Raw genomic sequence first — 24,328 nt, forward strand, 5'->3', positions numbered from 1 at the left:
GGCCACCCACCCTGAACTGCTGCGGTCCGGGAGAGGGGAGAATTCGGGTTGGCCTGCACTGACGGCTGCCCGCAGGTGCCATGGGCGGCTGGGGCGCGGGCGTGTTTCTTAGGAAGTTTTGTCGTTGTCTGCCCATGCTGGTGATCCATGGCGCCCCCGAGCTGCGGGGCGCCCAGGACCGGTGGAGCAGGTGAGTGCATGGCAGCGGGGCGCGCGCCGGAAGCGCTCGTGGTCGACGACGACCGTGGAGTGCGGCAGGCACTTGAGCTGGGGCTCGGTCTTGAAGGGTTCACCGTGCGGCTGGCCGGCGACGGGTCCACCGCCTTGGAGGAGGTCGCCGACCGGTTGCCGTCGGTGATCGTCCTGGACGTGGTGATGCCCGGGATGTCCGGCGTGGATGTCGTCCGCACCCTTCGCGCCCAGGGCAGGACCGTGCCGGTGTGCATGCTCTCCGCGCGTGACGAGATCGACGACCGTGTCGCCGGTCTGGCCGCTGGTGCGGACGACTACGTCGTCAAGCCGTTCTCCGTTGCCGAACTCGCCGCCCGCCTGCACGCCATGGTGCGCCTGCACGCCTCAGCCGCGCAGCGGCCCCTGGTCCTTGCGGATCTGTCGATCGAGCCCGCCCGGCGCCTGGCCTTCCGTGCCGGCCGCGAGTTGGGACTGACCACGCGGGAGTTTGACCTGCTGCTCGCCCTGGCCGAGCACCCCGGACTGGTCCTGTCCCGCGCCCAGCTCCTGGAGCGTGTCTGGGGTTACACCTGGGACGTCGACACCAATGTCGTAGATGTCTTCATCGGCTACCTGCGCAAGAAACTCGAAGCCGACGGCGGCCCCCGCGTCGTGCAGACCGTCCGCGGCATCGGCTTCGTCCTGCGGCCCGGCCCGTGAAACTCGTCCCGCGCAGTCTGCGCGCTCAGATCACCGTGGCCGTGACCGTGCTGGTGACTGCCGTTGTCGCACTGGCCGGACTGGTCATTGTCACCCGTATCGACCACCGCGACCACGCCGACATCGATCGGCAGCTCGCCTCACGCGCCCTGAAGGTCCACCAGGACGCCGACAAGCTCCTCGACCAGGGCGACCACCCCGGAGGCGACGACTACGGGGGCCTGCTGGCCGGCAGCCAGTCCCTGGTCCGCATCATCTTCGGCGAACACGTGATCGCCCAGCGGGGTGAGACTCCCGCCCCGCCCCTGCCCCTTCCCTCCCATGACGGTTACGCCACCCTCACCACCGGCGGCCAGACCTGGCGCTCGCTGACCCAGCCGCTGAACACCAGCGGGGACCGTCTCGAAGTCCTCCAGAACATTGAGGCGGTCCAGCAGCGCCTGGCCGACAACACCTCCCTGGTCGCCGTCGTCTCCCTCACGGCCGCCCTGCTCACCGCCGGGGGCGTCTGGTGGATCACCCACCTGATCCTCCAACCCCTCCAGCGCCTGCGCGCCGGCGCCACGACCATCCGCTCCACCGGCTTCGACCAGTACCTTCCGGTGATCGACCGCCCCCGGGAAGTCGCCGACCTCTCCCAGGCCCTGGCCGACATGCTCGACCAGCTCCACACCAGCACGGAGTCCACCCGCCGCTTCACCGCCGACGCCGGCCACGAACTGCGCACACCGCTGACCGCCCTCGGAATGACCATCGAGATCCTGCAACGCAACCCCAGCCTGCCCGCCGAGCGCCGCGCCCAGGCACTGGAGGCCATGGCCAACGAGCACCACCGCATCACCAGCCTCCTGACCGGCCTGCAGGCCCTCGCCCGCGGAGACGCCCACGCCCTACCCGACCCCACGCCCATCGACCTCGCCGAACTCCTCGCCCAAGCTGCCTCCCACGCCCGGCACCGCCACCCCGGCACCGACTACCGCCTCGACGCGCCCCCGCACGCCCTCGTCCAAGGCTGGTCCACCGGCCTGCGCCTGGCCCTGGACAACCTCCTCGACAACGCCGCCCTCCACGGCCGTCCCTGCGGCACCGTCCACACACACCTCACCCTCGACCGCGGCCTCGCCACCGTCACCGTCACCGACGACGGCCCCGGCATCCCACCCGAGCAGCGCCAAGCCATGAAGGAACGCTTCACAAGAGGACTGAACACCCGCTCACCCGGCTCCGGCCTCGGCCTGGCTCTCGTGGACCAGCAGGCCCGTCTCCACCACGGGACCCTCCACCTCGGCCAGGCCCCCGAGGGGGGACTCCAGGCCACCCTCAGCATCCCCCTCGCCAGGCAGGAGACGGCGTGGAACCTGTGACCGGCACGGGCGCACCTCCGGGATCGCCAAGGCGGTGCAGTACTCACCTCCGCTAGCTCACCCCGTGACAAAACACCAGCCGGGACAACACGCAGGCCCGCAGCCCGAGCCAAGCCCCGCCGCCCGCTCGGCGCTCCAGAAGCCTTCGGCTGGGCCGTCCAAGATCGAGAGTCAACGCGGAAGCTTTGCTGTCCGCTCCGGATGAGCGGCGCTGATGTAACGCAGGGCGGTGGTGTCGCTGATTCCGAACAGACGGATGAGGTGCAGGGGGTCTTTGGACTCGAAAGCCTCGTGCAGGATGCGGTCCTGTCGCGCGGTCTGCATGCTCACCCCCGTGCCCTTGAACGTCTTGTGCAGGGCGGAGGAGGTGATGGCGGCCGTCGGATCGACTGCCGTCCAGCGGTTGATCAGCAGGTGGGGATTGGAGGACATCGGCCAGTGGCGATGCCGCTCCTGGGTCCACTCAGAGATGACCCGGTAGGTAACCCCGTCGAAGTAGACGATGTGTCGTCGACCTGATCGACGCACGAAGAGCCGCTCACGGGACAAATCGAGGTCGGACGGGAGCAGGCGGCGGATGTCGGTGCCGTTCAGGGCGTGGACGCAGACCAGGACGATCACGAAGCGTTCGAAGGCATCACTGGCGTTGACGAGGAGGCCGGCGAGCCGGTCAGCCAACAGCCGAACTGCGGTTCACCGTCCATCTTCACCACGAAAGGCGTTTTTCCTGACGGTATTTTCCGTGTTATTACGCGCCTGGGCTTGGACGCAGGGCAGTCGGCGGGTGGTCATCGCGTCCGCCGGGCTCCATCGCACCATCGGCTGGAGATGCCGGTCCCGTGCCGCGCCCGGCCCGGTAGGCCAGGCGATGCGCATGGGGCCTCGGACAGCGGCCGAGACGTTGGGGTGGTCGCGGGCGGCCGTATCGCCGCACCACGTGTGACTGAGCACCGAGGTTGGCGCCGTTCGCCAGCTCCTGTGCTCAGTTCTGGGCTTCGGTGGAATCGGCGCCCGAGGGCGATCCGGCTTGGTGCGGTCCGCTGGGTGCTGAGCCGAGCGCTGGTTCGGGTGGCCCGGTTGGGGGTTCTGGGCGGATGGCGTCGGTGGGTGCGTGTGCGATCCGGAACGCGCCCGGCGTCAGGGGCGGTGCAGTACGCGGTCCGCTTGCCGGTTGGGTGCTGTCTCGGGGAGGTGCCAAAGGACGGGGCGTCGTCCGACGCGGTCGGCCGGCATTCCGGCCAGGGGTGTGATGGTGATGACCGCGGCCGAGGCGATGGTGGACATCCACAGGGCGTCTCCTTCGCTGACGCCACCGGTCGTGGTGAGGTAGGTCGGTACGTAGGTGATGCCGACGCAGTACGTGATGGAGCCCAGGGCGGAGATGGCGAACGTCCGGTAGAGGTCCGGGCGGTGGAGCCGCAGTGTCCGGCGCAGCGGGCTGGAGAGCGGGGCGCCGACCCGTCGGATCTGTTCGAAGGCGGGGGACTCGCGCATCCTCGCGCGTGCGGCCAGGGTGTCGGCGGCGAGCAGGGCGCCGAAGAGGAACGGGATCGCCAGCCCCAGGTGTCGAGTGCGGGCCGGCTCATCGACGTTGTGGTCACGGCGGCCGCGCCGACGGCGAGCAGTGCGCCGATCTCGCTCGCGGCGGAGGCGAGGGAGGCCACCAGGCCGCGGCGGGCGGGCGGTGCTCCTTCCACCAGGTAGGTCATGACGCCTGTGTATTCGCCGCCCACGGAGAAGCCCATGACGCATCGCAGGAGCAGCAGCAGTGCTCCGGCTGTCGGGCCTATCTGGTCGCGGGTGGGCAGAAGGGCGGTGGCCGGCATCGCCGCGGTCATCCAGGCCATCGAGGCGAGCATGACCCTGCGCCGTCCGAAGCGGTCGCCCAGGTGCGCGAAGGCCAGTGCACCGAGCGGACGCATCACGTAGGCCAGTGCGAACACGGCGAGCGTGGTGAGGACGGAGGAGGGGCCTGTGCCGAAGAAGACCCGGGACATCACGGCAGTCATGAACAGGTAGAGCGTAAAGTCGTACCGCTCGACCACGGTCGAGAAGGCCGCAACGGCCATCGACGACCGCGGCAGCGGCGCCACGCCTACGGGTCTGTCGGGCGATCAACCGGCTCTCCAAGGCCGGACTGCTGGAGCGGCACCCCGCACCGGACGCCGGCTCGGCCCGCTACGTACTGAGCCTGACCGAGGCCGGGCGCGCGCAGATGCTGGGCCGGCTGCGGGAGCCCGCCGATCACGAGATCACCGATTTCACGCGCTTCCTGGCGATCCTGGCGTTCCTCTCCCGGCTGCCGCCCGTCGCCGACCAGCACGCGGTCCTGCGCCGGCGTCTGGAGGTCCTGGAGCAGCCGGCGAGCTTCTTCTACGAGGGCGACCGCCCGTTGCGGGTGGCGGAAGTCGAGGATCCCTACCGTCGGGGCATGATGCTCACGGCCCGAGCCACCAGCCGCGCAGAGAGGGCCTGGCTGCGGGATGTCCTCGGCGACGACGCGCCGAGCGGTGCGGCCGGCTCCACACTCGAAGAACACTCGACAGCACGGAGGCCGAAGTGATCGCGTCGTGGTACGACGAGCAGGGTGCGGCAGGGAATGTGCTGCGGGTCGGTGAGCTGCCCGATCCGCGTCCCGGCCCCGGGGAGGTGCGCGTGCGTGTGCGGGTGTCGGGCGTTAACCCGGGGGACACCAAGAAGCGGCTCGGCTGGCTCGGCTCGTCGATGCCGTATCCGAGGGTAGTGCCGCACAGTGATGCGGCCGGTGTGATCGACATGGTTGGCGCCGGGGTCGACGCGCGCCGTGTCGGGGAGCGGGTGTGGGTCTACGGGGCCCAGTCCTACCGCCCGTTCGGAACGGCCGCGCAGTACACCGTGGTCCCGGCGGACCTGGCCGTCCGGCTTCCGGACCATGTCGGCGACGAGTCCGGCGCGAGCCTGGGCATCCCGGGGATCACCGCGCACCGCGCGTTGTTCGCCGATGGGCCGGTCGACGGCAGTCTGGTGCTGGTGCACGGGGTGCTGGGCGGCGTCGGTTCCATGGCCGCGCAGCTCGCCCGCTGGGCCGGTGCCACCGTCCTGGCCACGGTCCGCCGCACCGCCGACCTTGCCCTGATCGACCCGGCCGTCGTCGCCCACGCCGTCGCCCTGGACACCGCCGATCCGGCCGGGGCGATCCGCGCGCACGCGCCGCAAGGAGTCGACCGCGTCATCGAGGTCTCCCTGTCCGACAACGCCGACCTCGACAACGCGGTGACCGCGGTCGGTGCCGTCGTGGCCGCCTACGCCACCCGTGCCGACCGCACCGAGATCCCGTTCTGGCCGATGCTGTTCAACAACGTCACCCTGCGGCTCCTGGGGAGTGACGACTTCCCGGCCGGGGCGAAGCGGCAGGCCGCCCGAGACCTGACCTCGGCTGCATCGGTGGGTGCGCTCACCGTCGACGTCGGCGACCGCTACCCATTGCGCGCGATCGCCGACGCCCACGACCGGGTTGACGCCGGAAGCCGGGGACGAGTACTGGTCCACCTCCCCGACTGACCGTCCGCAGCAGACCGGGCCCCCGCTGCGGCCGGGGCCCGGGGAGGACTGGTGCTCCGTACGGGGGATGACGGGTGCCGAGGGCACCGGGTGCGCGAGCAGAGTGAAGTCGGCCCGGACCACCGTTCCGGGACGCAGGTGTCTCCGCTTGACCGCGGGGGCGTGCCCGGCTGCCGTCGCGAGGACGCTGAGGTGTCCTTCGGGCAGGCCGGCTATCGCGTAGTGGCCGTGTTCGTCGGTCGCGGTCCTCACGAGCCGGCGCCCGTGGCCGTCGATGACGATGACCGCCGCGTGAGGGACCGAACCGCGGCCGGCGAAGTACACGGTGCCGACGAGGTCCGGTTCCCGTTCCCCGAAGTGGTGACCGTGTGCAGGGAGCGCGGCGGGGTCGGGGAAGTGCAGGGCCGGGTCGTCCCCGAGCGGCATGACGGCGTGCACGTACTGGAAGACGACCGGCAGCAGGGCGTGGGCGCGGGGCCGCCGCTGGTGGGAATGGACAGCACGATGAACAGGACCATGCCGACGGCGGGGAAGAGGCCAGGGAGACCGTCTACTCCCTCACCAACGCCGGTTGGGAGCTGCTCAACGAGCGCCGCGACCGGATCTACGGCCGCGCCCCTTCTCCATGGGACGGCCGATGGCGCTGGACGTCTTCCCTTCCGACGCCGGCGGGTCGGCGGCCGACCGGAGCATCGCCGCCCGCGCCTGGGACCTGGCCGCCCTCGACCGTGACTACGAAGCCCTCCTTGCCGCGCACGCCCGGGCCCTCGACGCCCTGCGCGCCGGTGACACCGTGAGGCAGGCGGCGCTCACTGAGCGCGTCTCCCTGATCCACGACTTCCGCCCGATCGTCTTCGCGGACCCCGACATGCCCTCCGAACTGCTGCCGGCGGGCCGGCACGGCGGCGCCGCGCGCGCGATGTTCCTCGAATCCCTTGACCTGTCCCGCGAGCCGGCCCACGCCTTCGCCGACGATTTCATCGCCAACGCCTGACACCGCGGGCGGTCGGCTCCCGTTTCAGTCGGGCAGTGACGCGGCCTCGCGCAGCCGGTCCAGGAGCGCGTCCAGGGCTGTCAGCTCCGGTCCGTCGAAACCGGCGAACACCGCCCGCAGGTTGCCCGCGTGGACCGACGCGGCCCGTGCCAGGACGTCGCGGCCCTGGCCGGTGATGACGGCGTGGGTCACACGCCGGTCGGCGGGGCACGGGCGGCGCTCGACGTAGCCGGCCGCACCTATTCGGTTGATCAGCCGGGTGATGCCCCCGCTCGTGAGGGCGATGTCCTCGGCCAGGGCGCCCATCGTCAACCGGCCTCCCTCGGAGCGGGCCAGGCGGACGAGCACCTCGAACCACACGTGAGGCAGCCCGGTCTCTGCCTGCAGGACCCCGCCCAGCCGGCGCTCGAGCTTGCTGGATGCTTCCAGCAGGCGGCCGAACGTGGTGATCAGCGGGTCGTCAATCGAAGAGGAGGAGGACATGGTCTCATCGTACGGCGAAAGCCTGACCAGTCAGATAAATTTGCTACGGTTGCAATATCTGACACGTCAACTATCGAGGTGGGAAGTCATGCGCATCGCGATCATCGGAGCCGGGAACGTCGGCTCCGCCCTCAGCACCGCCGCCGTCCGGGCCGGGCACACCGTCTCGATCAGCGCGACCACCGCGGAGAAGGCATCGCAGGTCGCGGGCGCGACCGGCGCGAACGCAGCAGCAGACAACGCCGCCGCCGTCGCCGACGCCGAACTCGTCGTTTTCGCCGTGCCCGGAAACGCCGTCGTCGGCGTCGCCCGCGAGCTCGCTCCCGCACTCGCAGGGAAAATCGTCGTCGACGCCAGCAACCCGCTGAACGACACCTACACCGATCTCAACATCGAAGAGACCGCCGCGGCCCAGAGCCTGCAGCGCTTCCTCCCGGGCGTGCCGGTGGTCAAAGCCTTCAACACGATCTTGGCCGGCCGTCTCGGAACTCCCGTCGAAGGGGACCTGCGTCTCACCGGCTTCTACGCCGGTGACGACACCGGGGGCAAGAACGCCGTAGCCGGGCTCCTCACCTCGCTGGGCTTCCGGCCCGTCGACGCCGGCGGGTTGCGGATGGCCCGCGCACTCGAGGAGATGGCCTTCCTCAACATCTCGCTCAACGCCGGCAACGGCTGGGCCTGGCAGACCGGCTGGGCGCTGCTCGGCCCGACCTCCTGAAGGAAGCGGACCATGAACAGCACCACCCCGATACCCGGCCTCCTCTTCAACGCGGGAAGCAGCGCATGACCGCGTTCGCCGCCCCCGTGGTGGTGACCCGGGGCGGGTCCGACGGACCTCTGGTCGTGCTGCTGCATGGTCGCGGTTCGCACGAAGGCGACATCATTGGTCTGGCGGGTGCCCTGCCCGATTCGCTCTCGTACGCGGCCGTACGGGCTCCGATCGCCGAGAGCGGCGGCTACGCCTGGTTCGCCAACCGTGGCATCGGGCGCCCGGTGCCACAGTCGCTGCGCGCCACCATGGACTGGTTCCGGCAGTGGCTCGACACCGTTGCTCCGCCCGGACGGCCGGTGGTGCTGATCGGGTTCAGCGGAGGCGCCGCGTTCGCCGGCGGCCTCCTGCTGGACGACCCCGCCAGGTACGCCGGTGCCGCCATCCTCTACGGCACCCTGCCCTTCGACGCGGGAGTGCCGACGGACGCCGCACACCTGGCCGGTCTGCCGGTCTTCGTCGCGCAAGGCGAACACGACCGCGTCATCCCCCGCGAACTCCTCGACCGCACCTGGCACTACCTGACCGCCCAGTCCGGGGCAACGACCACCGCACGGCGCGATGCCGTCGGCCACGGCATTGCCCCCGACGCCCTTATCGCCCTCGCGGACTGGCTCGACGCACAGGCGGCCCATCCGGTTGGCCGTGGCACCCCGCCCAACTCTGACACCAGCAGCGTCCTTCATCCGGACCTTCTGCCACCGGCACAACAAGAACAGAAAGCGAAGTGATCCACATGACAGACGAGACAGCACGCGTCCGTACCTCCGAAGAGGTCTACGCCAGCCACGGTGCGGCTCTCATGGCCGAGGACCTGGACGGGCTCGTCGCCAACTTCGCCGACGACGCGGTGATCATCACCCCGTCCGGCGTGAAACACGGCAAGGAGGGCGCCCGTGCCAACTTCACCCAACTGTTCACAGACCTCCCGAAGGCCGACTGGACGATGGACACCACCCTGTTCGGCGGCGACATCCTCTTCCTCGAATGGAAGGCCGACTCCGCGATCAACCAAGCAGCGCACGGAGTCGACACCTTCGTCATCCGCGACGGACTCATCCACGCCCAGACGGTGCGCTACGAGCTGTCCGCGAAGAACTAGCCGGTCAAGCCCGCCTCGCGGCAGCCGAAAGAGCAGCACTGTCCGAATGCAGCATGAACTGGGCCGACGGAAGGACCGCGCGCTCAGCACGCCGATCCCTGACGCAGACCTCCCTGGTCGGCAGCCTCGCCGCTACCGTTGGAAAGCCAGGCCCTGATGGCGCAGGGCGGCGGGCCCATCTCACGGTCGCCAGCCGGTGCGCCAGTTTCAGTCGCTCTCGTTGCCGAGCCAGGCCAGGGCGGCGACGGCACTGTCGGGAATGATGTTGGGGTCCGTGCCGGCCTTGATGCCGCCGACGGTGAGCACGGCGGGCGTGGTGGCGGCGATTTCGCGCGAGCCGATGGTCTGGAGCCGTACCACGCACATTGCCGCCATGACGACGGGGTCCACGGCGGCCTGCGGCATGGAACCGTGGGCTCCGCGCCCGTACGAGGTGATGCGGAGGCTGTCGGCGGCCGACAGGAAGGATCCCTGTTTCACTCCGACGTAGCCTGCCGGGTGGACTAGGACGTGCTGGGCGAGGACGACGTCCGGCTTGGGGACGATGTCGCTGAGTCCGCCGTCCACCGTGGCCTGCGCGCCGTCGCCCTTTTCCTCCGAGGGCTGGAACAGTGCGATGAGGGTGCCTTGCCAGGCGTTCTTGGCCGTGGCCATGAGCTGTGCGAAGCCCAGCACGCAGGTGACGTGGACATCGTGGCCGGAGGCGTGCATGACGGGCTGTTCCTGTCCGTCGTCCCCGGTCACGGTGGCGGTCGACGCGTAGGGCAATCCCGTTGCCTCGCGGACGGGCAGCGCGTCCATGTCCGCGCGCAGGAGTACGGTCGGGCCGTCGCGTTGGTCAGGATGCCCGCGACGCCGGTGGTGCCGATGCTGTCGGTGACGTCGTAGCCCCACGTGCGCAGGAGGTCCGCGACCCGTGAGGCGGTGCGCTGCCCGTGGTTGCCGAGTTCGGGGTGAGCGTGCAGGTCCTTGTATAAGTCTTCGGCGGCCTGACGGATACCGGGGAGTCCGGCGAGGACTCGGTCGGTCGGAACTGACATGATTTTCTTCCTTTCCTGCGGGCGCTGACGGCCGGGGAGAATTGCCCAGGAGGGCCTGGTGTGTGTGGCTGTCAGGATGGTTTGTTGTTCCACCGAGAGCCCTTGCGGCAGCTGCCGGCCCCGTCGGTGGGCGAGGAGCCGGAAGGCCAGGGCCAGGAGGATGCCGCAGATGATGCCGAGCGTGGAGCGGCCGAGATTCGCACCCTGCACGTAGACGCTGGAGACGGCGACGGCCACGGTGGCGTACAGGCCGTTGCCTCCGAAGACTTCCGGCACACGCCGTAGCAGCAGATCGCGTACCGCGGTGATGGTTCCCAGCAGGACGGCGGGTAGCCAGCCGAGTCCGGCAGCCAGCGTCTTCTGGGCGCCGGCCACGGACCAGAAGCCGATCACACCGGCGTCCAGGACGGTGAAAGCTGGCCCACTGGTCCTGGGTCACCGAGATGACGAAGGCGAGCAGGGCGCCCGCGAAAGCGGTGGGCAGATAGGCAGCGTCCGTGAGGGCCACGGGGGTGCCGTGCTGGAGGAGGAGTGTGTCGCGGATCAGTCCGCCACCCAGTCCGGAGACTGTGCCCACGACGAGATAGCCGAAGAGGTCCAGCCCTTCACGCCGGGCCACGACACCGCCGAGTACACCGCAGATGACGACACCGGCCAGATCGAGCCAGCCGGTCACCGCGTTGACCTCGTCCGGCGACAGCCATTAGCCCATGCCGTCGACCCTTCCGCCTGTGGGTGTGTCCCTGAGCGGTTTTCCCAGTTTTCCTGAGAATGTGCGGGTTCGGCCCTGAGTCCCACTTGTTGGGCTGGGAGGGGCCGGCATCGCTGTCGGGTGGATGAGGAGCAGCCCCGTGAAACCAGGATCACCGTGGTGTCGCCCTGCGGCAACTGGGGTACGAGCGGCGCAGCTGCGCCCGGCGCCGCACGGTTGGTTGCGTTGCGCATCATTCACTGGCAAGCGCAGGTGGCTCCGCTCGGATGCGATCAACATGATGCGGACCCACAGTGGATCTGTGCCTCCGGCCCCAATCTCGGGTAGGCGTGGCACTGACGAGGAGAGACGCGCTGCGAGACGCACGCATCCTCTGAGGGGCTGATCTGACCCGACCGGCCGGACTTCCGCAGGCCGGTCCGTGCCCAACGAGCTGTCCGACCAGGCTGCGGCCCCGGCCGTCCACGCCCAGGCCACGTCACGCGACGGTGCGAAAAAAGTTGTCCCCCTCAGCAAGGAGTGGCCTTGATGTCTCGACCCCATTACGTCATCGTCGGCGCGGGAACCGCCGGCCCCGTCGTTGCTGCGCGGCTGAGCGAGGATCCCGCGGTGGAGGTTGTCCTGCTTGAGGCGGGCAAGGAGAACACCTACGAGGCCAGTCGCACCCAGGGCGCCTTCACCAAACTGATGGGCAGCGACGCCGACTGGCAGTATGAGACCACGGCCCAGCCAGGCATCGGTGGCCGCTCGATCGTCCACCCGCGAGGGAAAGCCGTCGGCGGCTCGTGCATCCTCAACATCGGCGCGTGGCTCCGCGGAGCCATCGGCGACTACGACCGCTGGGCTCAGGAGGGCGCTGAGGGCTGGGACGGGGCCGAGGCCCTGCGTACGTACTTGCGCATCGAGGACACTGACCGCGGTCCTTCCCAGTGGCGCGGCTCAGGCGGCCCCATGACGCTTTCCGATCTTCCCTCCCCGACCTCTCTGGCGGACTCTTTGCTGTTCGCGTTCACCGAGGCCGGCTACGGGCCGCGCGGAGATGCCGACGGAGCCTCGCCCTATGTCGCCGACCGGTACCAGAGCATTTTCAAGGCGCGCGTGCGCCGTACCCCCGCCGATGCCTATCTCACGGAGGAGGTGCGTGCACGGCCGAACCTGCGCGTCATCACCGAGGCTGCGGTCACCAGGGTGGTGTTCGAGGGAAACCGGGCCTCCGGGGTCGTCTACGAGCAGGGCAACTCGGAGCACACCGTCGAGGCGGAGCGCGAGGTGATTCTCTGCGCCGGTGTCATCAACACCCCGCAGCTGTTGATGTTGTCCGGCGTGGGCCCGGCCACGCACCTGCGCGAGCACGGCATCAACGTCGTCGCCGACCTGCCCGGCGTGGGTGAGAACCTGCACGACCACCCGACCACGCCTGTCGTGGCAGCCGCCCCGCAGGGCATCGGTGGCTCGTACCAGGGGGAGCCTACCTCCGACGAAGCTTTCACCCAGTGGCGGTTGGACCGCAGTGGGCCGGCGGCATTCTTCTCGCAGAACGGCGTCGGATTCGTCTCCCGGACAGCGGACGCCGCGTTCCCCGACTACGAGCTGCTCCTCGACTACAACCCCGACATCTCATCCGACAGCCCCGTCGCGGGCCCGACCGCCGGGTCCGCCGAGGTCGACCAGCGCAGCGGCTACAAGATCTGGGCAGTACTGCTGCACCCCAAGAGCCGCGGCACACTGCGCCTCGCATCCACGAACCCCCACGACAAGCCGATCATCGACCCTCGCTACCTCAGCCACCCCGACGACCTCCCGGACATGATCGACGCGATGCGCCGTGCCCAGAAAATCACCCAGTCGAAGTCCCTCGCGCCGTACACCGAGAAGGTTTACCCCGCCATCGGTGCACCCGACTCGGAGTTCCACGAGGCCATCCTGAAGAGCATGTACACCACATATCACCTGGTCGGGACCGCACGCATGGGTGACCTCTCGGACCCACTCACCGTGGTAGACCCCCAGCTTCGCGTCCGCGGCGTCACGGGCCTCCGTGTGGCAGACGCCTCCGTCATCCCCTCCCTCATCAGCGGTCACACCATCGCCCCCAGCGTCATGATCGGCGAGCGGATGGCGGAGCTCATCCGCAATAACGGCTGAACGCCCCACGCGGTCAGCCGTCAGGCACACCGCATCCGGCGGAACGCCCATCGCCCGCCCTCAAGGCACCGGGCAACAGTCTTCCCGGGAAGGCAGCGGGATCTGGGTGGCAAAGCTCAGCGGGTGGTGTCACCTGGCCGGAACGCCACTCCGACTGCCTTGGGCTGTGGCGATGACTCGATCGGCGACGAGCCGCAGGGCACTCTGGTACGCCTCGGCGTTGCCCCCTTCCTTCTGCCAGGCGCGGATGGTGACGGTCGAGGACCGCAGCGAGCCCAGGGGAATGTTGAGGTAGAGGGCGGGGCGCAAACGCTGGCCTGGGGCGGGGATGAGCTGCGTGGGTCGCCATCGTCCGTCGGAGCGGTAGCCGTTGGAGAACGCCGGCGCGCGGCAGGCGGGGCACTGCCAAACCAGAAGTCGGTTGTGCCGCTCGCAGAGAAAGGTGTGCGGGAGCCGCCAGGAGCCCTGCCAGACAGGGCCGCCAGGCACGTGGGTGGTGTCGCTCAGGCAGTCGGGGCAGTAGCGGCTGAAGGCAGTGAGCACCCAGCGGTCGTTGGCCATGGTGACGGGGCTCTGATGCCGCCCAGGTGGTCGACGCGCAGTGGCGTACAGCCGGGCGCTTGCCCAGCGAGGGTGAGAGCGTTGACTTCGGCGGGGTCCAGGCGGCAGACGGCGGCAATCTGTTGGGCCGGGCAGCCATCGAGGCGGACCATGTGGCGGGCAGGGAAGACCGGGCCCGTGGTGAGGCCGCAGAGGTGACCGAGATCCAGTGGCGGGACGGCGAGCCGGTGGGCAAGGCGCAAGAGGTAGCCGGGCAGCGGTTCGCCCGCCGCCGGGTCGATGCTCCGGGGCAGTGCAGTGGTCATGCGGTGGCCGGGGTGGGGCCGTGATCGTCGGACGCGCCGTTGCGTCGGCGGCGCGTCCGAGCGGGGACGGCGGGGATCTCGCCAGCGTGGGCATCGCGGCCGGCGGCGTCGGCAAGGGTGAGCGAGAGGCTGTCGAGGAGAGGCCCGGTCAGCCGCTCGGTGCCGCTGGTGATCGCCTCGGTGCAGCCGTCTTCTATTAGCCGCTCCAGCAGGCCGACGACACCGTTGGTCCGGGCGTAGAGGTACTCGGGCATCGTGCCGTCGGTGAGCATGCCCGGTCGGGCTTTGAGCAGCCGCAGGTGGTTCTCGACGCCGGCGAAGTGGGAGGTCCAGGCTGTGGTCTGCTCGGCGGTGTCCTAGCGGAACCGGTCGAGTTCAACAAGGTCAAAGCGGCGTTCGGTCCGGGTCGGCTCCCATCCGTTGACCGGCCGACGACCTCGCCTTTGGGCGGCAGGGTGGCCTTCGTCCATGAGGCCGGAGCTGGGGATGTCGACGCCGACCAGGACGAGGGTGACGTGCATGCTCATGAACGCGCGGATCAAGTCCAGGGTGTCCTGGTCGTCGGCGCGGTGCATCTCAGCCGGGTGATGTCGTCGAGGATCAGCACCTTCGTGCCGTCATCGGTCAGCGAGGCAGCGACTTGGGCGACCAGCTCAGGAAGATCCATCCGTTTCGTCGGGGCACCGTGGAAGTCGAGGATCGCCTTGCAGGCGCTCTTGGGTTTCGCGGTGACCGGTGTCTGGACGTAGGCGACCGGCACCCAGGCATCCCGGGTGCCGGGAATCGTCTCGGGGTTCGTCCGGTGCAGCTCGCGCCAGGAGTCCTCAAAGGCGGCGGCGATCTCGCACACGGTCTCGGTCCTGCCCCGGTATCCGCCGCCGGACACGATCACCCCGGCCCGGGTCGCCGGGCGAGCCTTGAACGCATTCTGCCGGATCCGCGCCGACAACAGCCGGTCCACCGCGCGGCTCATGGGCGTGATGGTCACCGCCGCGGACGTCGGCGACCGCACCGCCGCCCAGGTTCTGCTCCAGCGGGTGGCTGAAGCGCATCACCGGCAGGAGTTGGTCTGGGCCGACGGCGGCTACACCGGCAGCCTCGTCGAGCACTGCCTGGCCGCGCTCGCACTCGTCCTGCAGGTCGTCCAGCGCAGCAACGGTCAGAAGGGGTTCGTGGTGCTGTCCAGGCGGTGGATCGTGGAGCGCGCGAACGCGTGGCTGATGCGCACCCGCCGGCTGGCCCGCGACTACGAACGCCGCATCACCAGCGCCGAGGCGATGGTCTCCTGGTCGATGATTCTGCTCATGACCCGCCGCCCGGCCCAGCCACACTCGCGGCAAGCGTGAACCGTCCGGAACCGGGCTCGGCCAGCCAGCCCCGCGCGACCAGGTGTTTCGCCTTCGACCGCAACGCCTCCACCCGCGCCGGCACCACGTCCATCCCGAACATTGCGGCCATCTCCTGGCAGGTCAGCGGCCCCTGATGGAGCCGGGACCGGTCCGCGAGGAGCCGCACGATGCGCTGGTAGTCCACCGACAGCACCGACCAGCCACAGCCCTCACGCCACACCGGGACCTGCGATCTCCGCTTCACCGCAGCTGCCGGCACCGACGGCACGTGCTCGCTCAGCGTCTCCGGGGTGGTCTCCGTGCCGATGATGCCGGCGCTGTCTGGTGCCGGCACCGTATCGACGCGCCTGCGGGCGATCGTCCACTCCTGCCATTCCAGCTCGGCCGCGGCCGGCTTGGCCTGGATCCGGTCGGCCTCCTCCCGCAGCCCGTCAACGCGACGGCGAGCAGCGAGCTCGTGCTGTCCCAGCAGTCCGACATCCGACGGCATCCCGGCCTCCCCAGCGAGCGGCAACCCGACAGGCCACACCTCCCACCGAACCACCGACACTATGCCTGACCAGCGAAAACACAGCCTTCAAGTTCGGAACGACAACAGCGGCTTACTGCCAACTCCGACCGCGGTGGCTCTGCGGATCCCCCCATTGCTGCTCTCAGCCCGCACGCCTATGCCCCTCAAGGGGGCTGAGCGCGTGCGAGGCCGTCGCCTCGCAGGCCGCCCGGTAGTCGTCGAAGCCCGCGGTCCGGCGGTCGATGAACTCCCGGTCCAAGGCCTTGGGATCGGACGCGGACTGCTCCAGGATCGCCTTGGCGATGCCGCGCAGCAGCGCCATGTCACCGCCAATGCGGGGCTGCAGACTCAGGGTGCTGGTCCGCGTCGACTTGAACAGGTCCAGATGATGGTGTGGGTGGCGGCCGCCTCGACGAGCGGGTTGATGTGCACGATCTGGGCGCCGTGGCGGGTGCGGTCGCGGCACGGCAGCCGGCACAGTCGTCGCGCGTGTCAGCCCACGTTCACGGTCAGTACGGCGGCGTGCAGGGTCCCGGCGGTCTGGAACTGCAGGAACAGCCGCCAGTTCCCCGGCTTCGGCAGCTCGGCGTGGAAGGACAGGTCCGGGCCGCCGTGGTCCCCGGCCATCAGGCGCCCTTGACGGTGACGGTGTAGCCGCCGACGGTCGTGGCGGACGATGCGGCAGGCAGCGGGATCGTCGCGGCGCTGCCGGGGACGGTGACGGTGACGGTGCGGGAGAGGACGAACGCCGTGCCCTTGCCCGGCCCGGTGGCGGGGGTGAAGGTGGCGAACATCCGCCAGGAGCCCGGCGCGAGTCCGGCCGGGTGAGCGGCCCAGACGCCCTCCTTGGCCATGACCGGGTGGATGTGCTGGAAGCCGTTCAGATCCGAGCGGATCGCGTAGAAGTGCAACCGTTTGGTCTGGTCGGCCGCGAACGCGGTGACCGGCTTGCCGTCCGGGCCGGCGATGGTGAACCGGTAGGGGGCGGCCGACCGCGTCACCAAGCTCATCAGCGATATGGCGCCTGGGCCGAACCGGTCACCGACGACCAGGACAACCGCCCGCGCGCCCGTGCCAAAACGCACGGCGCCGGAGCGAAAGGTCATCTGTCTCCCTGCCACGCCGCTTCGATGATCTTCAGCACCGCGATGCTGTCGCGCGGGTCGACGGGCGGCCGGGTGCCCGCGTGCAAGGCCGTGGCCAGCTCGGCGTAGTACGTCTCGTACGAGCCGGCTTCGGTGGGCACAGGGCGGCGGGCGTTGCCGTCGCTGATCTCGCCCCAGAGCTCGGAGGGCTTGATGCCGAAGTCGGCATCACCGGGACGCAGCCCGGCTTGGAGCTGTGCTTCCTGCGGGTCGAGACCGAAGCTCCGGTACGAGCCGTGGGTGCCGCGCGCCTGGAAGCGCGGGTGCTCCTGGGCCGCCAGCGAACTCATCCACAGCCGGCTGCGTACGCCGTTGGTGTGCCGCAGGGACACAAGCACGTCGTCGTCGTTCACGGCGCCCGGGCGCCGGGCGTCCACTTCTGCGTGCACGGACTCGACCGGCCCGAAGAGCAGGAGTGCCTGGTCCACGAGGTGCGGCGCCAGGTCGAAGAGGATTCCACCGCCGTCCGACACCGGCGTACGGTCCTTGCGGCCGTCGGTGACCTCGGGCTTCCACCACTCGAAGGCCGACTCGAAGACGAAGACGTCGCCGAGGTCGCCGGAGGCGATGACGTCGCGGAGGGTGAGGAAGTCGCCGTCCCAGCGCCGGTTCTGGAAGACCGACAGGGTCCGGCCCGCGGCGTCGGCGGCATCGGTCAGTTCTTCCGCGTCGTGCGCGGTGAGCGCGAGCGGTTTGTCCACGACCACGTGCAGACCGGCCTTCAGAGCACGCCTGGCCAGCTCGGCATGCGTTTCGTTGGGCGTGGCGACCACCGCGAGGTCGTAGTCCTCGGCCGCTGCGAAAGCGGTGTCGGCATCGGCCACCACCCGGGCGTCCGGATGATCCGCGCGAGCGGCGGCGGCTCGTGCCGGATCGGAGGTCACGATCGCCTGGACGGTGTAGGCCGGGCTGGTGGCGAGCAGCGGGCCGTGGAACACCTGACCTGCCAGACCGTAGCCGAAGAGCAGGACGCGGATCGGATCGGACATGGGGGCTCCTCATCAAGGTTGAGGTCACGGTTGAGGGGCGAAGCGAGCCGGTCTCAGGCCGGCAGGTGGGTGGGATCGACGCGCGCGGCGATGGCGTCCACATCGGTCCAGAGCGCGTCGGGCACGGCGGTCGCGTCGAGCGCGAGCGTCTCCTCGATGCGTTCGGGGCGCGAGGTACCGATGACGGTGCTGGCGATCCTCGGGTCGCGGGTGGAGAACCGCACCGCGGCCGCGGCGAGCGGCACACCGTGGTCCCGGCATGCTTCTTCGATGGCGCCGATGGCGGCGAGCAGTTCGGGCGACGCCTCGCGGTAGGCGTAGCGCCGCGAGCCGCCGACGCCGGTCGCCAGGATCTGGCCGCCGAAGACCGCGGCGTTGACGACGCCGAGGTTCATCGATACGGCCAGATCGATGAGCGGCCCGGCGGAGCGATTGACCAGGGTCCACCGGTTGTGGGTGAGCAGCACGTCGAAGTAGCCGGTCCGTACGAACCGTTCGATCGTCGCGAGGTCGCCGCCCGCGACCCCGATCGACCGGGCGACGCCGCGCTCGCGGAGTTCTCGCAGCACCTCTACGGGTCCGCCCGGCGCCATGATCTGGTCGAAGTCGTTCTTCTCCGGGTCGTGCAGGTAGAGGAGCGGGACCTTGTCGAGCCCCAAGCGCTCCAGGCTTTCCGTGATCGAACGCCGGGCCTGTGCTCCGTCGAAGACACCGGAGTTGAGATCACGGACGATCTTGGTGGACAGAACGAAGTCGTCGGGCAGTCCACCGAGGCGTCGGATCGCCGTGCCGATGCGTCGCTCGGACTCCCCCGCGCCGTAGGCGGCCGAGGTGTCGAGAGCCCGTACCGGTCCGCTCAATGCCGCCAACGCGGTGGCGACACCCGTCTCCTCCGGTACGTCGCGGAAGGTGCCCGGCATGGGGGCGAGCGGCGCTCCGCCGATGGTCAAGGGCGTGATGCGCAGGCCCGTTGTGCCCAGTGGACGGGTCGAGATGCCGGCGTCGGGAATGCTGTGCTGAGGGATATTCGTCATGGGTCAGCTCCTCGGGAACCAGTCGAAGAATCCTTGGTCGGCGGGGCTCATGTGTGCCAGCGCGGCCTCACGGTCGAATTCGATGCCGAGCCCCGGGGCCGTACCGACGGTGATGAATCCGTCCGCCACGATCGGGTCGGGGAGCCCGTGCACGATCGAGTACCACCAGTTGTGCGTCGGCACTGGATATTCGAAGGCGATGAAGTTGTCCGGCAGCGTCGCGCACACCTGCACGAGGGCAGCCAGCCCGAACAGTCCGCTGCTGACACCGTGCGGGGCGATCTGGATGCCGTGCAGGTCGGCGTATTCCGCGACCCACTTCAATTCGGCGATGCCGCCGATGTCGCCGGGGTCGGGGCCGATGACCCGCACCGCCTGGGACGAGATCAGCTCCTTGTAGTTGTTGCGCAGGTATATCTGCTCGCCCGTGTGCGTCCGTACGGTGGTGGCGCTGGTGACCTCGCGGTACTGCCCGGCGTCGGTCCAGGGCAGGCCGTCCCCGCTGAGCAGGTCCTCCGCCCATACGATGTGCAGCGGCTCCAGCGCCCGCAGCACGGTGATGGCGTCCGGGACGGTGAACCCCGGCCCCATGTCCAGTGCCAGGCCCTGGTCCTGGCCGAGCACATCCTTCATCGCCTGGACGCACGCGATGATGTGCGCGATCCCCTTCTCGGTCAGCACGCCGCGGTTCGGGTGCTTGGGGCCTTCGCGCAGGTCGCCGTAGAAGAAGCCCGGCACGTTGGGCGCCATGAAGCCGTGGAAGCCGACTCCCTCCTTGAAGAGGGTGAAACCCTCGGGCGCGCTCGCCATGACCGCCATCGACGCCGCGTAGTCCTCGGGTTCGTGGCCGCGAAGGCGGGGGCGCACGCCGCCGTTGTAGACCCGGACGCGGTCGCGCACCCTGCCGCCCAGCAGCTTGTGCACAGGCAGTCCGGCCGCTTTTCCGGCCACGTCCCACAGAGCGATCTCGATGGCGGAGACCAGGGTGCCCCAGGGCTTGAACCCGCCGAACCGGCGGATCCGGAGCATGCACCGCTCGACGTTGGTCGGGTCCTGCCCGACGAGCAGGTCCGAGTAGATGCCGATCAACGTGTGGATCTCGGGCTTGGAGTGCTCGATCTCGCCGAAGCCGTCGATGCCCTCGTCGGTGACGACGCGGACGATCGGGCTCTCCCCGATCACGGCGCATCGAACGTCCAGGATCTTCATGTTTTCCGTGTTCCTCGTATAGGGCGGCGAATAAGGCGGACTGGTTCGTACTGGCGGCGGAGCCGCCGTCAGCCCTTGACCGCGCCGCTGGTGAGCCCGCCGACGAAATACCGCTGCAGCGCGATGAAGACAATGACCACGGGAATGGTCAGCACCACCGAGGCGGCCATCGTGGAGCCCCAGTCGACGTGGTATTCAGTAGCGAAATCCGTCAGTGCCACCGGCGCGGTCCGGGCGGAATCCGAGGTGGTGAACACAGACGCGAACAGGAACTCGTGCCAGGACTGCAGAAAGGCGAACATGCCGGCGGCGGTGAGGCCCGGCGCGGCGATCGGAAGCGTCACGTAACTGATCACGTCGAGCCGGGTACAGCCGTCGACCAGTGCGGCCTCCTCCACCTCCACTGGAATCGCGGCGATCTGATTGCGGATCATCCAGGTGACCAGGGGCACGGTGATGGTCAGGTGGACGAATGCCAGCCCGATCGTCGTGTCCAGCAGACCCATGCCATTGACGATCTTGTACAGCGGCAGGAGCAGCACGGTCAGTGGCACGAGCTGCCCGACGAGGATGAACAGGGCAACGGATCGCGCGCCGCGGAATTTGAACCGGGCGAGCGCGTATCCCGCGCTGAAGGAGAAAATGAGGGTCGCCACCGCGACGAAGAAGCCGACCACGATCGAATTCACCAGTGCGTGCGGCATCGACGACGAGGTGAAGACGTTCCTGTAATTGCCGAACGTCCAGTGTTTCGGCGTGAGTCTGGGAGGAATCGCGAAGATCTCGTTGCCGGGTTTGAACGAGGTGAAGGCCATCAGAACGACCGGCCAGAGTGTCCAGACCAGCAGGACCGCCAGTCCGGCCCAGGTGAGAACCGCGAGCACCAGGCGTCGCGGGGCAGGGGGACGCCGGGCGGCAAGGGGACGGCTCATGACATTCCCTCTCATGACATCTCCTTGAGGTCGGACCGCATGGCCCGGGCGTAGACCGAGACGAAGACGGCGCAGATCGCCAGTTGCAGGACCGCGATCGCGGAGACCAGCGACTGGTCACCGCGCTGGAAGGCTTCGTACAGCAGGATCGGCAGAATCCGGGAGGCACCGGCCGGGCCGCCGCTGGTGGTCACCCAGATGATGGTGAACGAGTTCAGGGCCCAGGTGGCGAGCGTGAGCACGGCGATCCAGGTGGTGGAACTGATCGCCGGCAGGACGACATAGCGAAGCGTCTGCCAGGCCGAAGCGCCGTCGAGCCGGGCGGCCTCGTACTGCACAGCAGGGATTCCGGTCAGCGCCGCCGAGACCATGATCATGACGAAGGGCGCGGTCGTCCAGATCTGGATCAGCGCGACGGCGTAGAGGACGATGTCCGGGTTGGACAGCCAGGCGATCGGTGTGTCGATAATGCCTGCCTGGAGCAGCCAGTGGTTGACCAGGCCGTAGTCGCTGGAGAGGCTCCACCGCCAGACCGTCGCTCCGACGACGCCCGGGATGATCCACGGGATCATGAACAGGCCGCGCCAGGTACCGGTCAGGCGCAGAAACGGCGAGCGCAGAAGCAGCGCGGCCGCGTAGCCGACGATCAGCGCACCGACGACCGAGACCAGCGTCCACAGCAGCGTGTTGAGCATGGTCCGGCCGAAGGCGGGTGTGTCGAAGAGGCGGCTGAACGACCCGGGGTGGCTCAGCGCCCGGTCGAAGACGGCGACGACCGGGACGACCGTCAGCAGCACCATGATCGCGGCGGCCGGGAACATCAGGCCCATCCCGCGCCTCGCCCCCGCGCCGGACCTGGTGACGCCCACCCTCGGGCCACCGCGTCCGCGAACTGCTCCGGCGCTGGTCACTGGCCACCCCCGAGGCTTTTGCGGGCCTGCGAAAGGATCGAATCCGCCCCCGCCTGGGGGGGCTTGGAGCCGAGCGCGACCGCCTGGACCATGTCGTGCACAAAGGGAATCATCGTGGTCCACCGCGGGTCATTCGGTGCCGCCAGCGAGTGCTTGGTGAGTTGCTCGCCGTACGCCTTGCGGATAGGTGTCTGGAATTTGGCGTCGCGCATCGCGCTCAGCCGGGCCGGGAACGTCAGCGTGAGGGCGGCCATGTTCGCCGGGCGTCCGAGGAACGAGACGAGCTTCTTCGCGCCGTCAGCGTTACTGGCCTCCTTGGGCACCAGATACGTCCAGCCGGTGCCCTCCTGCACGCCCGGACCGTTCGGCCCGGGAGCCAGGGCGGTGCCGACGGGGAACTTCTGGTCCACCGCGGTATCAGCGTCGAAGACACCGCCCAGATACATCGCAATCCGCCCCTGGAGGAAGAGGTCACGGATGCCGGTGTTGTCCAGCTCGAAGGAGCTTTTCGTGGCGTAGCCGTCGGTGATGGACGTGCCGATCTGCTCCAGCGCCTGCTGGACGGACGCCTCAGTGAACTTGGGCGTGCCCTTGTCGATGGTCGTCCCGTTCTGGAGAGCGAAGTCGAGGAAGCGCAGGGTGAGATCGCTCGGGTCACCCTGCATCGGCCATGCCGTCCCGGCGACCGTCGATGTGGTCAGCTTCTTCGCGTCGGCGGCGAACTCGGCCCAGGTGGTGGGCGGGTGTGCGATGCCGGCCTTGGCGAAGAGGTCTCGGTTGTAGATCAGCGCGTTCGTCGCCCAGCGGTAGGGCACGGCATAGGTCCTGCCGCCGGCGGAGAGCGTGTCGACCAGTCCGGGCGAAAAGTCCGACTTCGGCATGTCGGGGCCGTACAGATCAGTCAGGTCGGACAGTTGGCCCTTGTCCATGTATGTCTTCGTGCGTGCGACCGACTCGGTGATCACGTCGGGTGGATTGCCTGCGTCCAGCGCCACCGACACCCGGTTGGCGACCGTGTCGCCGGTGGTTCTGACCATGTCGACGTGCAGCGACGGATTCTCGCTCTCGAATGTCTTCACCAGGGCCGTGGCACCGTCCCAGTCCCAGTCGGGCACCCACCATGTCACCGCGTCGGCCGAACTCTTCGAGCCGCTGGACACGCTCTGGACGACGACTGCCGCGAACGCAAGCACGATCGCGACCACCACCCCCATCAGGGTGGCTGTGCGTGGACGAAGGGACATCCTCTGCTCCGTTGCTCAAGGACCGAGGGCTGGGGAAATGGGGCGCCCGCCAGTTCGAGAAGTGTCATCCTGTACGTACAGGATGTCAACCGTGGGAAACCTGCGGGCAACAACGACGTGACCGGCCGGTCGGCTCGTGAGGCAGGTGGCCGGCGCGACTAGTCTGTCGAGTCCTGACGGTGGACATCAACCATGAATCGACTCAGATCGCCCCGATGGAACCCCGCGAATCGTTCCAGCGGTACGCCGTCCTCATCGAACGCCAGGGTCCGCAGGACGAGCAGCGCAGCGCCCGGACGGATACCGAGCGCCTCCGCCATCGCCTCGGTCGCCGGACTCGCCTCGATCGACCGCCGCCCGGTGGCGAACCGCACGCCGTACTTGCGTTCCAGCAGGCCATAGAGCGAGACGTCCGACAGATCCTCGCCGAGCAAGAACTTCCCGACGAACAGCGGCAGTTGGGTGACGGTCAGTGCCCACGGCTCACCGTTCACCATGCGCAGCCGCTCGACCTCGACGATGTCCGCCCCCAAAGGCACCCGCAGGTCGGCGGCGACCGCCGCGTTGGCCGGCACCGTCTCCAGCCGCCGTACCGCGATCGTCTGTTCACCGTTACGGCCGCGGACGTCTTCCTCGAACAGCCCGATCATCGCGTGACCGAAACCCTCGGACGACTTACGGTCGGCGACGAACGTGCCCCGGCCCTTCTCCCGGACGACCGCGCCCTCGCGTTCGAGACCTTGCAGTGCCTGGCGCACCACGGTCCGGGACACGCCGTAGCGCTCACACAGTTGGAAGTCACCGGGCAGGCGGTCGCCCGGTTCGAGTCCACGCGCCGCGATGTCCTTGACGATCAGCTGCTTGAGCTGGTGGTAGAAGGGGACGGCGGAATCACGGTCGATGCCACGGGCAGGGTGCACGGCACAACGATAACCGTCCCGTCACGTCGTCAGCCCCGGATGACCCTGGCGAATCCAGGGGCCTGAGCTTGTTGTTTGACCTCGCCGGGTCACCTGACCCGCTGATCTTGGCTTCTTCCGGAGCTTCCGGAGACAGCAGGACGGCCGTTCTTCACGCTTCGAGGTGTTGAGCAACGTC

27 protein-coding genes and 7 pseudogenes are annotated in these 24,328 nt (G+C 69.0%); 11 read left to right on the forward strand and 23 right to left on the reverse strand.

Annotation, left to right across the window (positions count from 1 at the left end):
• The first annotated feature begins 198 nt into the window (after positions 1-198).
• On the forward strand, positions 199-891 hold the full coding sequence (locus OG552_RS30155; RefSeq protein WP_329138262.1) for a response regulator transcription factor: 693 nt from the start codon (positions 199-201) through the stop codon (positions 889-891).
• A gap of 41 nt (positions 892-932) precedes the next feature.
• Positions 933-2,255 carry a HAMP domain-containing sensor histidine kinase gene (locus tag OG552_RS30160; RefSeq protein WP_329138264.1) on the forward strand — a complete coding sequence of 441 codons (1,323 nt, stop codon included), beginning with the start codon at positions 933-935 and terminating at the stop codon, positions 2,253-2,255.
• A gap of 171 nt (positions 2,256-2,426) precedes the next feature.
• Here the strand turns inward: OG552_RS30160 and OG552_RS30165 are convergent, their stop codons facing one another.
• The 3 genes and pseudogenes from OG552_RS30165 to OG552_RS36520 form a co-directional block, all read right to left on the reverse strand.
• Positions 2,427-2,933, reverse strand: a complete 507-nt coding sequence (locus OG552_RS30165) for a hypothetical protein (RefSeq protein ID WP_329138265.1) — start codon at positions 2,931-2,933, stop codon at positions 2,427-2,429.
• Positions 2,934-3,392: 459 nt separating this feature from the next.
• A complete protein-coding gene (locus tag OG552_RS30170) occupies positions 3,393-3,749 on the reverse strand; it encodes a hypothetical protein (protein WP_329138267.1) in 357 nt (118 codons plus the stop codon).
• A 68-nt stretch (positions 3,750-3,817) separates the two neighbouring features.
• A pseudogene (locus tag OG552_RS36520) lies at positions 3,818-4,324 on the reverse strand (MFS transporter); the annotation flags it as partial.
• 41 nt (positions 4,325-4,365) lie between these two features.
• On the opposite strand from OG552_RS36520, the pseudogene OG552_RS30175 reads away from it, so the two are divergent.
• Positions 4,366-4,818 (forward strand): annotated as a pseudogene (locus OG552_RS30175) (PadR family transcriptional regulator); the annotation flags it as partial.
• Positions 4,815-5,795 (forward strand): NADPH:quinone reductase, encoded by a 981-nt coding sequence (locus OG552_RS30180; protein ID WP_329138271.1) that lies wholly within the window; start codon positions 4,815-4,817, stop codon positions 5,793-5,795. The pseudogene OG552_RS30175 and the gene OG552_RS30180, both read left to right, overlap by 4 nt.
• Positions 5,796-5,906: 111 nt before the next feature.
• Here OG552_RS30180 and OG552_RS36525 read toward each other — a convergent pair.
• Positions 5,907-6,221, reverse strand: a pseudogene (locus OG552_RS36525) (carboxypeptidase-like regulatory domain-containing protein); the annotation flags it as partial.
• A gap of 211 nt (positions 6,222-6,432) precedes the next feature.
• Between OG552_RS36525 and OG552_RS30185 the strand changes: the two are divergent.
• Positions 6,433-6,789 carry a PaaX family transcriptional regulator C-terminal domain-containing protein gene (locus OG552_RS30185; RefSeq protein WP_329138273.1) on the forward strand — a complete coding sequence of 119 codons (357 nt, stop codon included), beginning with the start codon at positions 6,433-6,435 and terminating at the stop codon, positions 6,787-6,789.
• Between the two features lie 24 nt (positions 6,790-6,813).
• Here the strand turns inward: OG552_RS30185 and OG552_RS30190 are convergent, their stop codons facing one another.
• A complete protein-coding gene (locus OG552_RS30190) occupies positions 6,814-7,272 on the reverse strand; it encodes a MarR family winged helix-turn-helix transcriptional regulator (protein ID WP_329138274.1) in 459 nt (152 codons plus the stop codon).
• Positions 7,273-7,360: 88 nt separating this feature from the next.
• Here OG552_RS30190 and OG552_RS30195 point away from each other — a divergent pair, with 88 nt between their 5' ends.
• The 3 genes from OG552_RS30195 to OG552_RS30205 all read left to right on the forward strand — a co-directional run bounded on the left by OG552_RS30195 (position 7,361) and on the right by OG552_RS30205 (position 9,143).
• The gene (locus OG552_RS30195) at positions 7,361-7,990 is read left to right on the forward strand and encodes an NADPH-dependent F420 reductase (RefSeq protein ID WP_329138275.1); all 630 of its coding nucleotides are present in this window, start codon (positions 7,361-7,363) and stop codon (positions 7,988-7,990) included.
• Between the two features lie 65 nt (positions 7,991-8,055).
• Positions 8,056-8,772 carry an alpha/beta hydrolase gene (locus tag OG552_RS30200; protein WP_329138276.1) on the forward strand — a complete coding sequence of 239 codons (717 nt, stop codon included), beginning with the start codon at positions 8,056-8,058 and terminating at the stop codon, positions 8,770-8,772.
• 5 nt (positions 8,773-8,777) lie between these two features.
• Entirely contained in the window at positions 8,778-9,143 is a 366-nt protein-coding gene (locus OG552_RS30205; RefSeq protein ID WP_329138278.1) for a nuclear transport factor 2 family protein, read from the forward strand.
• A gap of 234 nt (positions 9,144-9,377) precedes the next feature.
• Here the strand turns inward: OG552_RS30205 and OG552_RS30210 are convergent.
• The 3 pseudogenes from OG552_RS30210 to OG552_RS30220 all read right to left on the reverse strand — a co-directional run.
• Positions 9,378-10,183 (reverse strand): annotated as a pseudogene (locus OG552_RS30210) (amidohydrolase); the annotation flags it as partial.
• A gap of 267 nt (positions 10,184-10,450) precedes the next feature.
• Positions 10,451-10,576, reverse strand: a pseudogene (locus OG552_RS30215) (TRIC cation channel family protein); the annotation flags it as partial.
• Between the two features lie 109 nt (positions 10,577-10,685).
• Positions 10,686-10,859: pseudogene (locus OG552_RS30220) on the reverse strand (TRIC cation channel family protein); the annotation flags it as partial.
• A gap of 564 nt (positions 10,860-11,423) precedes the next feature.
• On the opposite strand from OG552_RS30220, the gene OG552_RS30225 reads away from it, so the two are divergent.
• Positions 11,424-13,040 carry a GMC family oxidoreductase gene (locus OG552_RS30225; protein WP_329138280.1) on the forward strand — a complete coding sequence of 539 codons (1,617 nt, stop codon included), beginning with the start codon at positions 11,424-11,426 and terminating at the stop codon, positions 13,038-13,040.
• Between the two features lie 129 nt (positions 13,041-13,169).
• Here OG552_RS30225 and OG552_RS30230 read toward each other — a convergent pair whose 3' ends face one another.
• Entirely contained in the window at positions 13,170-13,736 is a 567-nt protein-coding gene (locus OG552_RS30230; RefSeq protein WP_329141283.1) for a TniQ family protein, read from the reverse strand.
• On the opposite strand from OG552_RS30230, the gene OG552_RS30235 reads away from it, so the two are divergent.
• Positions 13,661-13,930: a hypothetical protein gene (locus OG552_RS30235; RefSeq protein ID WP_329141402.1), complete on the forward strand. Its 270-nt coding sequence runs from the start codon at positions 13,661-13,663 to the stop codon at positions 13,928-13,930. The two genes, OG552_RS30230 and OG552_RS30235, sit on opposite strands and share 76 nt — an antisense overlap.
• On the opposite strand, the gene OG552_RS30240 is transcribed toward OG552_RS30235, so the two are convergent.
• From OG552_RS30240 to OG552_RS30250, 3 genes are all read right to left on the reverse strand, one after another.
• Positions 13,903-14,178, reverse strand: coding sequence for a hypothetical protein (locus OG552_RS30240; RefSeq protein ID WP_329138283.1), 276 nt, complete (start codon positions 14,176-14,178; stop codon positions 13,903-13,905). The two genes, OG552_RS30235 and OG552_RS30240, sit on opposite strands and share 28 nt — an antisense overlap.
• 84 nt (positions 14,179-14,262) lie before the next feature.
• The gene (locus OG552_RS30245; protein WP_329141404.1) at positions 14,263-14,481 is read right to left on the reverse strand and encodes a hypothetical protein; all 219 of its coding nucleotides are present in this window, start codon (positions 14,479-14,481) and stop codon (positions 14,263-14,265) included.
• Positions 14,445-14,879: a TniB family NTP-binding protein gene (locus OG552_RS30250; protein ID WP_329138285.1), complete on the reverse strand. Its 435-nt coding sequence runs from the start codon at positions 14,877-14,879 to the stop codon at positions 14,445-14,447. The genes OG552_RS30245 and OG552_RS30250 overlap by 37 nt, the downstream gene beginning before the upstream one ends.
• Here OG552_RS30250 and OG552_RS30255 point away from each other — a divergent pair.
• On the forward strand, positions 14,878-15,252 hold the full coding sequence (locus tag OG552_RS30255; RefSeq protein WP_329138287.1) for a transposase: 375 nt from the start codon (positions 14,878-14,880) through the stop codon (positions 15,250-15,252). The genes OG552_RS30250 and OG552_RS30255 overlap by 2 nt on opposite strands.
• On the opposite strand, the gene OG552_RS30260 is transcribed toward OG552_RS30255, so the two are convergent.
• The 11 genes and pseudogenes from OG552_RS30260 to OG552_RS30310 form a co-directional block, all read right to left on the reverse strand.
• Complete coding sequence (locus tag OG552_RS30260) at positions 15,209-15,745, reverse strand: hypothetical protein (RefSeq protein WP_329138289.1); 537 nt, start codon at positions 15,743-15,745, stop codon at positions 15,209-15,211. The two genes, OG552_RS30255 and OG552_RS30260, sit on opposite strands and share 44 nt — an antisense overlap.
• 172 nt (positions 15,746-15,917) lie before the next feature.
• Positions 15,918-16,216 (reverse strand): annotated as a pseudogene (locus OG552_RS30265) (FdhF/YdeP family oxidoreductase); the annotation flags it as partial.
• Between the two features lie 42 nt (positions 16,217-16,258).
• Complete coding sequence (locus tag OG552_RS30270) at positions 16,259-16,393, reverse strand: hypothetical protein (protein WP_329138291.1); 135 nt, start codon at positions 16,391-16,393, stop codon at positions 16,259-16,261.
• The gene (locus OG552_RS30275; RefSeq protein WP_329138293.1) at positions 16,393-16,776 is read right to left on the reverse strand and encodes a hypothetical protein; all 384 of its coding nucleotides are present in this window, start codon (positions 16,774-16,776) and stop codon (positions 16,393-16,395) included. The genes OG552_RS30270 and OG552_RS30275 overlap by 1 nt, the downstream gene beginning before the upstream one ends.
• Positions 16,777-16,868: 92 nt before the next feature.
• Positions 16,869-17,900: a Gfo/Idh/MocA family protein gene (locus OG552_RS30280; protein WP_329138295.1), complete on the reverse strand. Its 1,032-nt coding sequence runs from the start codon at positions 17,898-17,900 to the stop codon at positions 16,869-16,871.
• 53 nt (positions 17,901-17,953) lie between these two features.
• Positions 17,954-18,934, reverse strand: coding sequence for an aldo/keto reductase (locus OG552_RS30285; protein WP_329138297.1), 981 nt, complete (start codon positions 18,932-18,934; stop codon positions 17,954-17,956).
• A gap of 3 nt (positions 18,935-18,937) precedes the next feature.
• Positions 18,938-20,143 (reverse strand): mandelate racemase/muconate lactonizing enzyme family protein, encoded by a 1,206-nt coding sequence (locus OG552_RS30290; protein WP_329138299.1) that lies wholly within the window; start codon positions 20,141-20,143, stop codon positions 18,938-18,940.
• A 68-nt stretch (positions 20,144-20,211) separates the two neighbouring features.
• The gene (locus OG552_RS30295) at positions 20,212-21,090 is read right to left on the reverse strand and encodes a carbohydrate ABC transporter permease (RefSeq protein WP_329138301.1); all 879 of its coding nucleotides are present in this window, start codon (positions 21,088-21,090) and stop codon (positions 20,212-20,214) included.
• Entirely contained in the window at positions 21,087-21,905 is an 819-nt protein-coding gene (locus OG552_RS30300; RefSeq protein WP_329138303.1) for a carbohydrate ABC transporter permease, read from the reverse strand. The genes OG552_RS30295 and OG552_RS30300 overlap by 4 nt, the downstream gene beginning before the upstream one ends.
• Before the next feature lie 77 nt (positions 21,906-21,982).
• Entirely contained in the window at positions 21,983-23,230 is a 1,248-nt protein-coding gene (locus OG552_RS30305; protein ID WP_329138305.1) for an ABC transporter substrate-binding protein, read from the reverse strand.
• A gap of 158 nt (positions 23,231-23,388) precedes the next feature.
• Positions 23,389-24,150, reverse strand: coding sequence for a GntR family transcriptional regulator (locus tag OG552_RS30310; protein ID WP_329138307.1), 762 nt, complete (start codon positions 24,148-24,150; stop codon positions 23,389-23,391).
• Positions 24,151-24,328: the final 178 nt, after the last annotated feature.

Origin of the sequence: Streptomyces sp. NBC_01476 (assembly GCF_036227265.1) — a bacterium.
GTDB lineage: Bacteria > Actinomycetota > Actinomycetes > Streptomycetales > Streptomycetaceae > Actinacidiphila.

Excerpts from the sequence above, each read along its gene's own strand:
- OG552_RS30280 (WP_329138295.1), bottom strand. The coding sequence starts at position 17,900 with ATGTCCGATCCGATCCGCGTCCTGCTCTTCGGCTACGGTCTGGCAGGT.
- OG552_RS30225 (WP_329138280.1), top strand. The coding sequence starts at position 11,424 with ATGTCTCGACCCCATTACGTCATCGTCGGCGCGGGAACCGCCGGCCCC.
- OG552_RS30255 (WP_329138287.1), top strand. The coding sequence starts at position 14,878 with ATGGGCGTGATGGTCACCGCCGCGGACGTCGGCGACCGCACCGCCGCC.
- OG552_RS30290 (WP_329138299.1), bottom strand. The coding sequence starts at position 20,143 with ATGAAGATCCTGGACGTTCGATGCGCCGTGATCGGGGAGAGCCCGATC.
- OG552_RS30250 (WP_329138285.1), bottom strand. The coding sequence starts at position 14,879 with ATGAGCCGCGCGGTGGACCGGCTGTTGTCGGCGCGGATCCGGCAGAAT.
- OG552_RS30185 (WP_329138273.1), top strand. The coding sequence starts at position 6,433 with ATGGCGCTGGACGTCTTCCCTTCCGACGCCGGCGGGTCGGCGGCCGAC.
- OG552_RS30170 (WP_329138267.1), bottom strand. The coding sequence starts at position 3,749 with ATGCGCGAGTCCCCCGCCTTCGAACAGATCCGACGGGTCGGCGCCCCG.
- OG552_RS30200 (WP_329138276.1), top strand. The coding sequence starts at position 8,056 with ATGACCGCGTTCGCCGCCCCCGTGGTGGTGACCCGGGGCGGGTCCGAC.
- OG552_RS30205 (WP_329138278.1), top strand. The coding sequence starts at position 8,778 with ATGACAGACGAGACAGCACGCGTCCGTACCTCCGAAGAGGTCTACGCC.
- OG552_RS30305 (WP_329138305.1), bottom strand. The coding sequence starts at position 23,230 with ATGTCCCTTCGTCCACGCACAGCCACCCTGATGGGGGTGGTGGTCGCG.
- OG552_RS30240 (WP_329138283.1), bottom strand. The coding sequence starts at position 14,178 with ATGCTCACCGACGGCACGATGCCCGAGTACCTCTACGCCCGGACCAAC.
- OG552_RS30295 (WP_329138301.1), bottom strand. The coding sequence starts at position 21,090 with ATGAGAGGGAATGTCATGAGCCGTCCCCTTGCCGCCCGGCGTCCCCCT.
- OG552_RS30155 (WP_329138262.1), top strand. The coding sequence starts at position 199 with ATGGCAGCGGGGCGCGCGCCGGAAGCGCTCGTGGTCGACGACGACCGT.
- OG552_RS30190 (WP_329138274.1), bottom strand. The coding sequence starts at position 7,272 with ATGTCCTCCTCCTCTTCGATTGACGACCCGCTGATCACCACGTTCGGC.
- OG552_RS30195 (WP_329138275.1), top strand. The coding sequence starts at position 7,361 with ATGCGCATCGCGATCATCGGAGCCGGGAACGTCGGCTCCGCCCTCAGC.
- OG552_RS30300 (WP_329138303.1), bottom strand. The coding sequence starts at position 21,905 with ATGGGCCTGATGTTCCCGGCCGCCGCGATCATGGTGCTGCTGACGGTC.
- OG552_RS30285 (WP_329138297.1), bottom strand. The coding sequence starts at position 18,934 with ATGACGAATATCCCTCAGCACAGCATTCCCGACGCCGGCATCTCGACC.
- OG552_RS30260 (WP_329138289.1), bottom strand. The coding sequence starts at position 15,745 with ATGCCGTCGGATGTCGGACTGCTGGGACAGCACGAGCTCGCTGCTCGC.
- OG552_RS30275 (WP_329138293.1), bottom strand. The coding sequence starts at position 16,776 with ATGAGCTTGGTGACGCGGTCGGCCGCCCCCTACCGGTTCACCATCGCC.
- OG552_RS30270 (WP_329138291.1), bottom strand. The coding sequence starts at position 16,393 with ATGGCCGGGGACCACGGCGGCCCGGACCTGTCCTTCCACGCCGAGCTG.
- OG552_RS30245 (WP_329141404.1), bottom strand. The coding sequence starts at position 14,481 with ATGCACCGCGCCGACGACCAGGACACCCTGGACTTGATCCGCGCGTTC.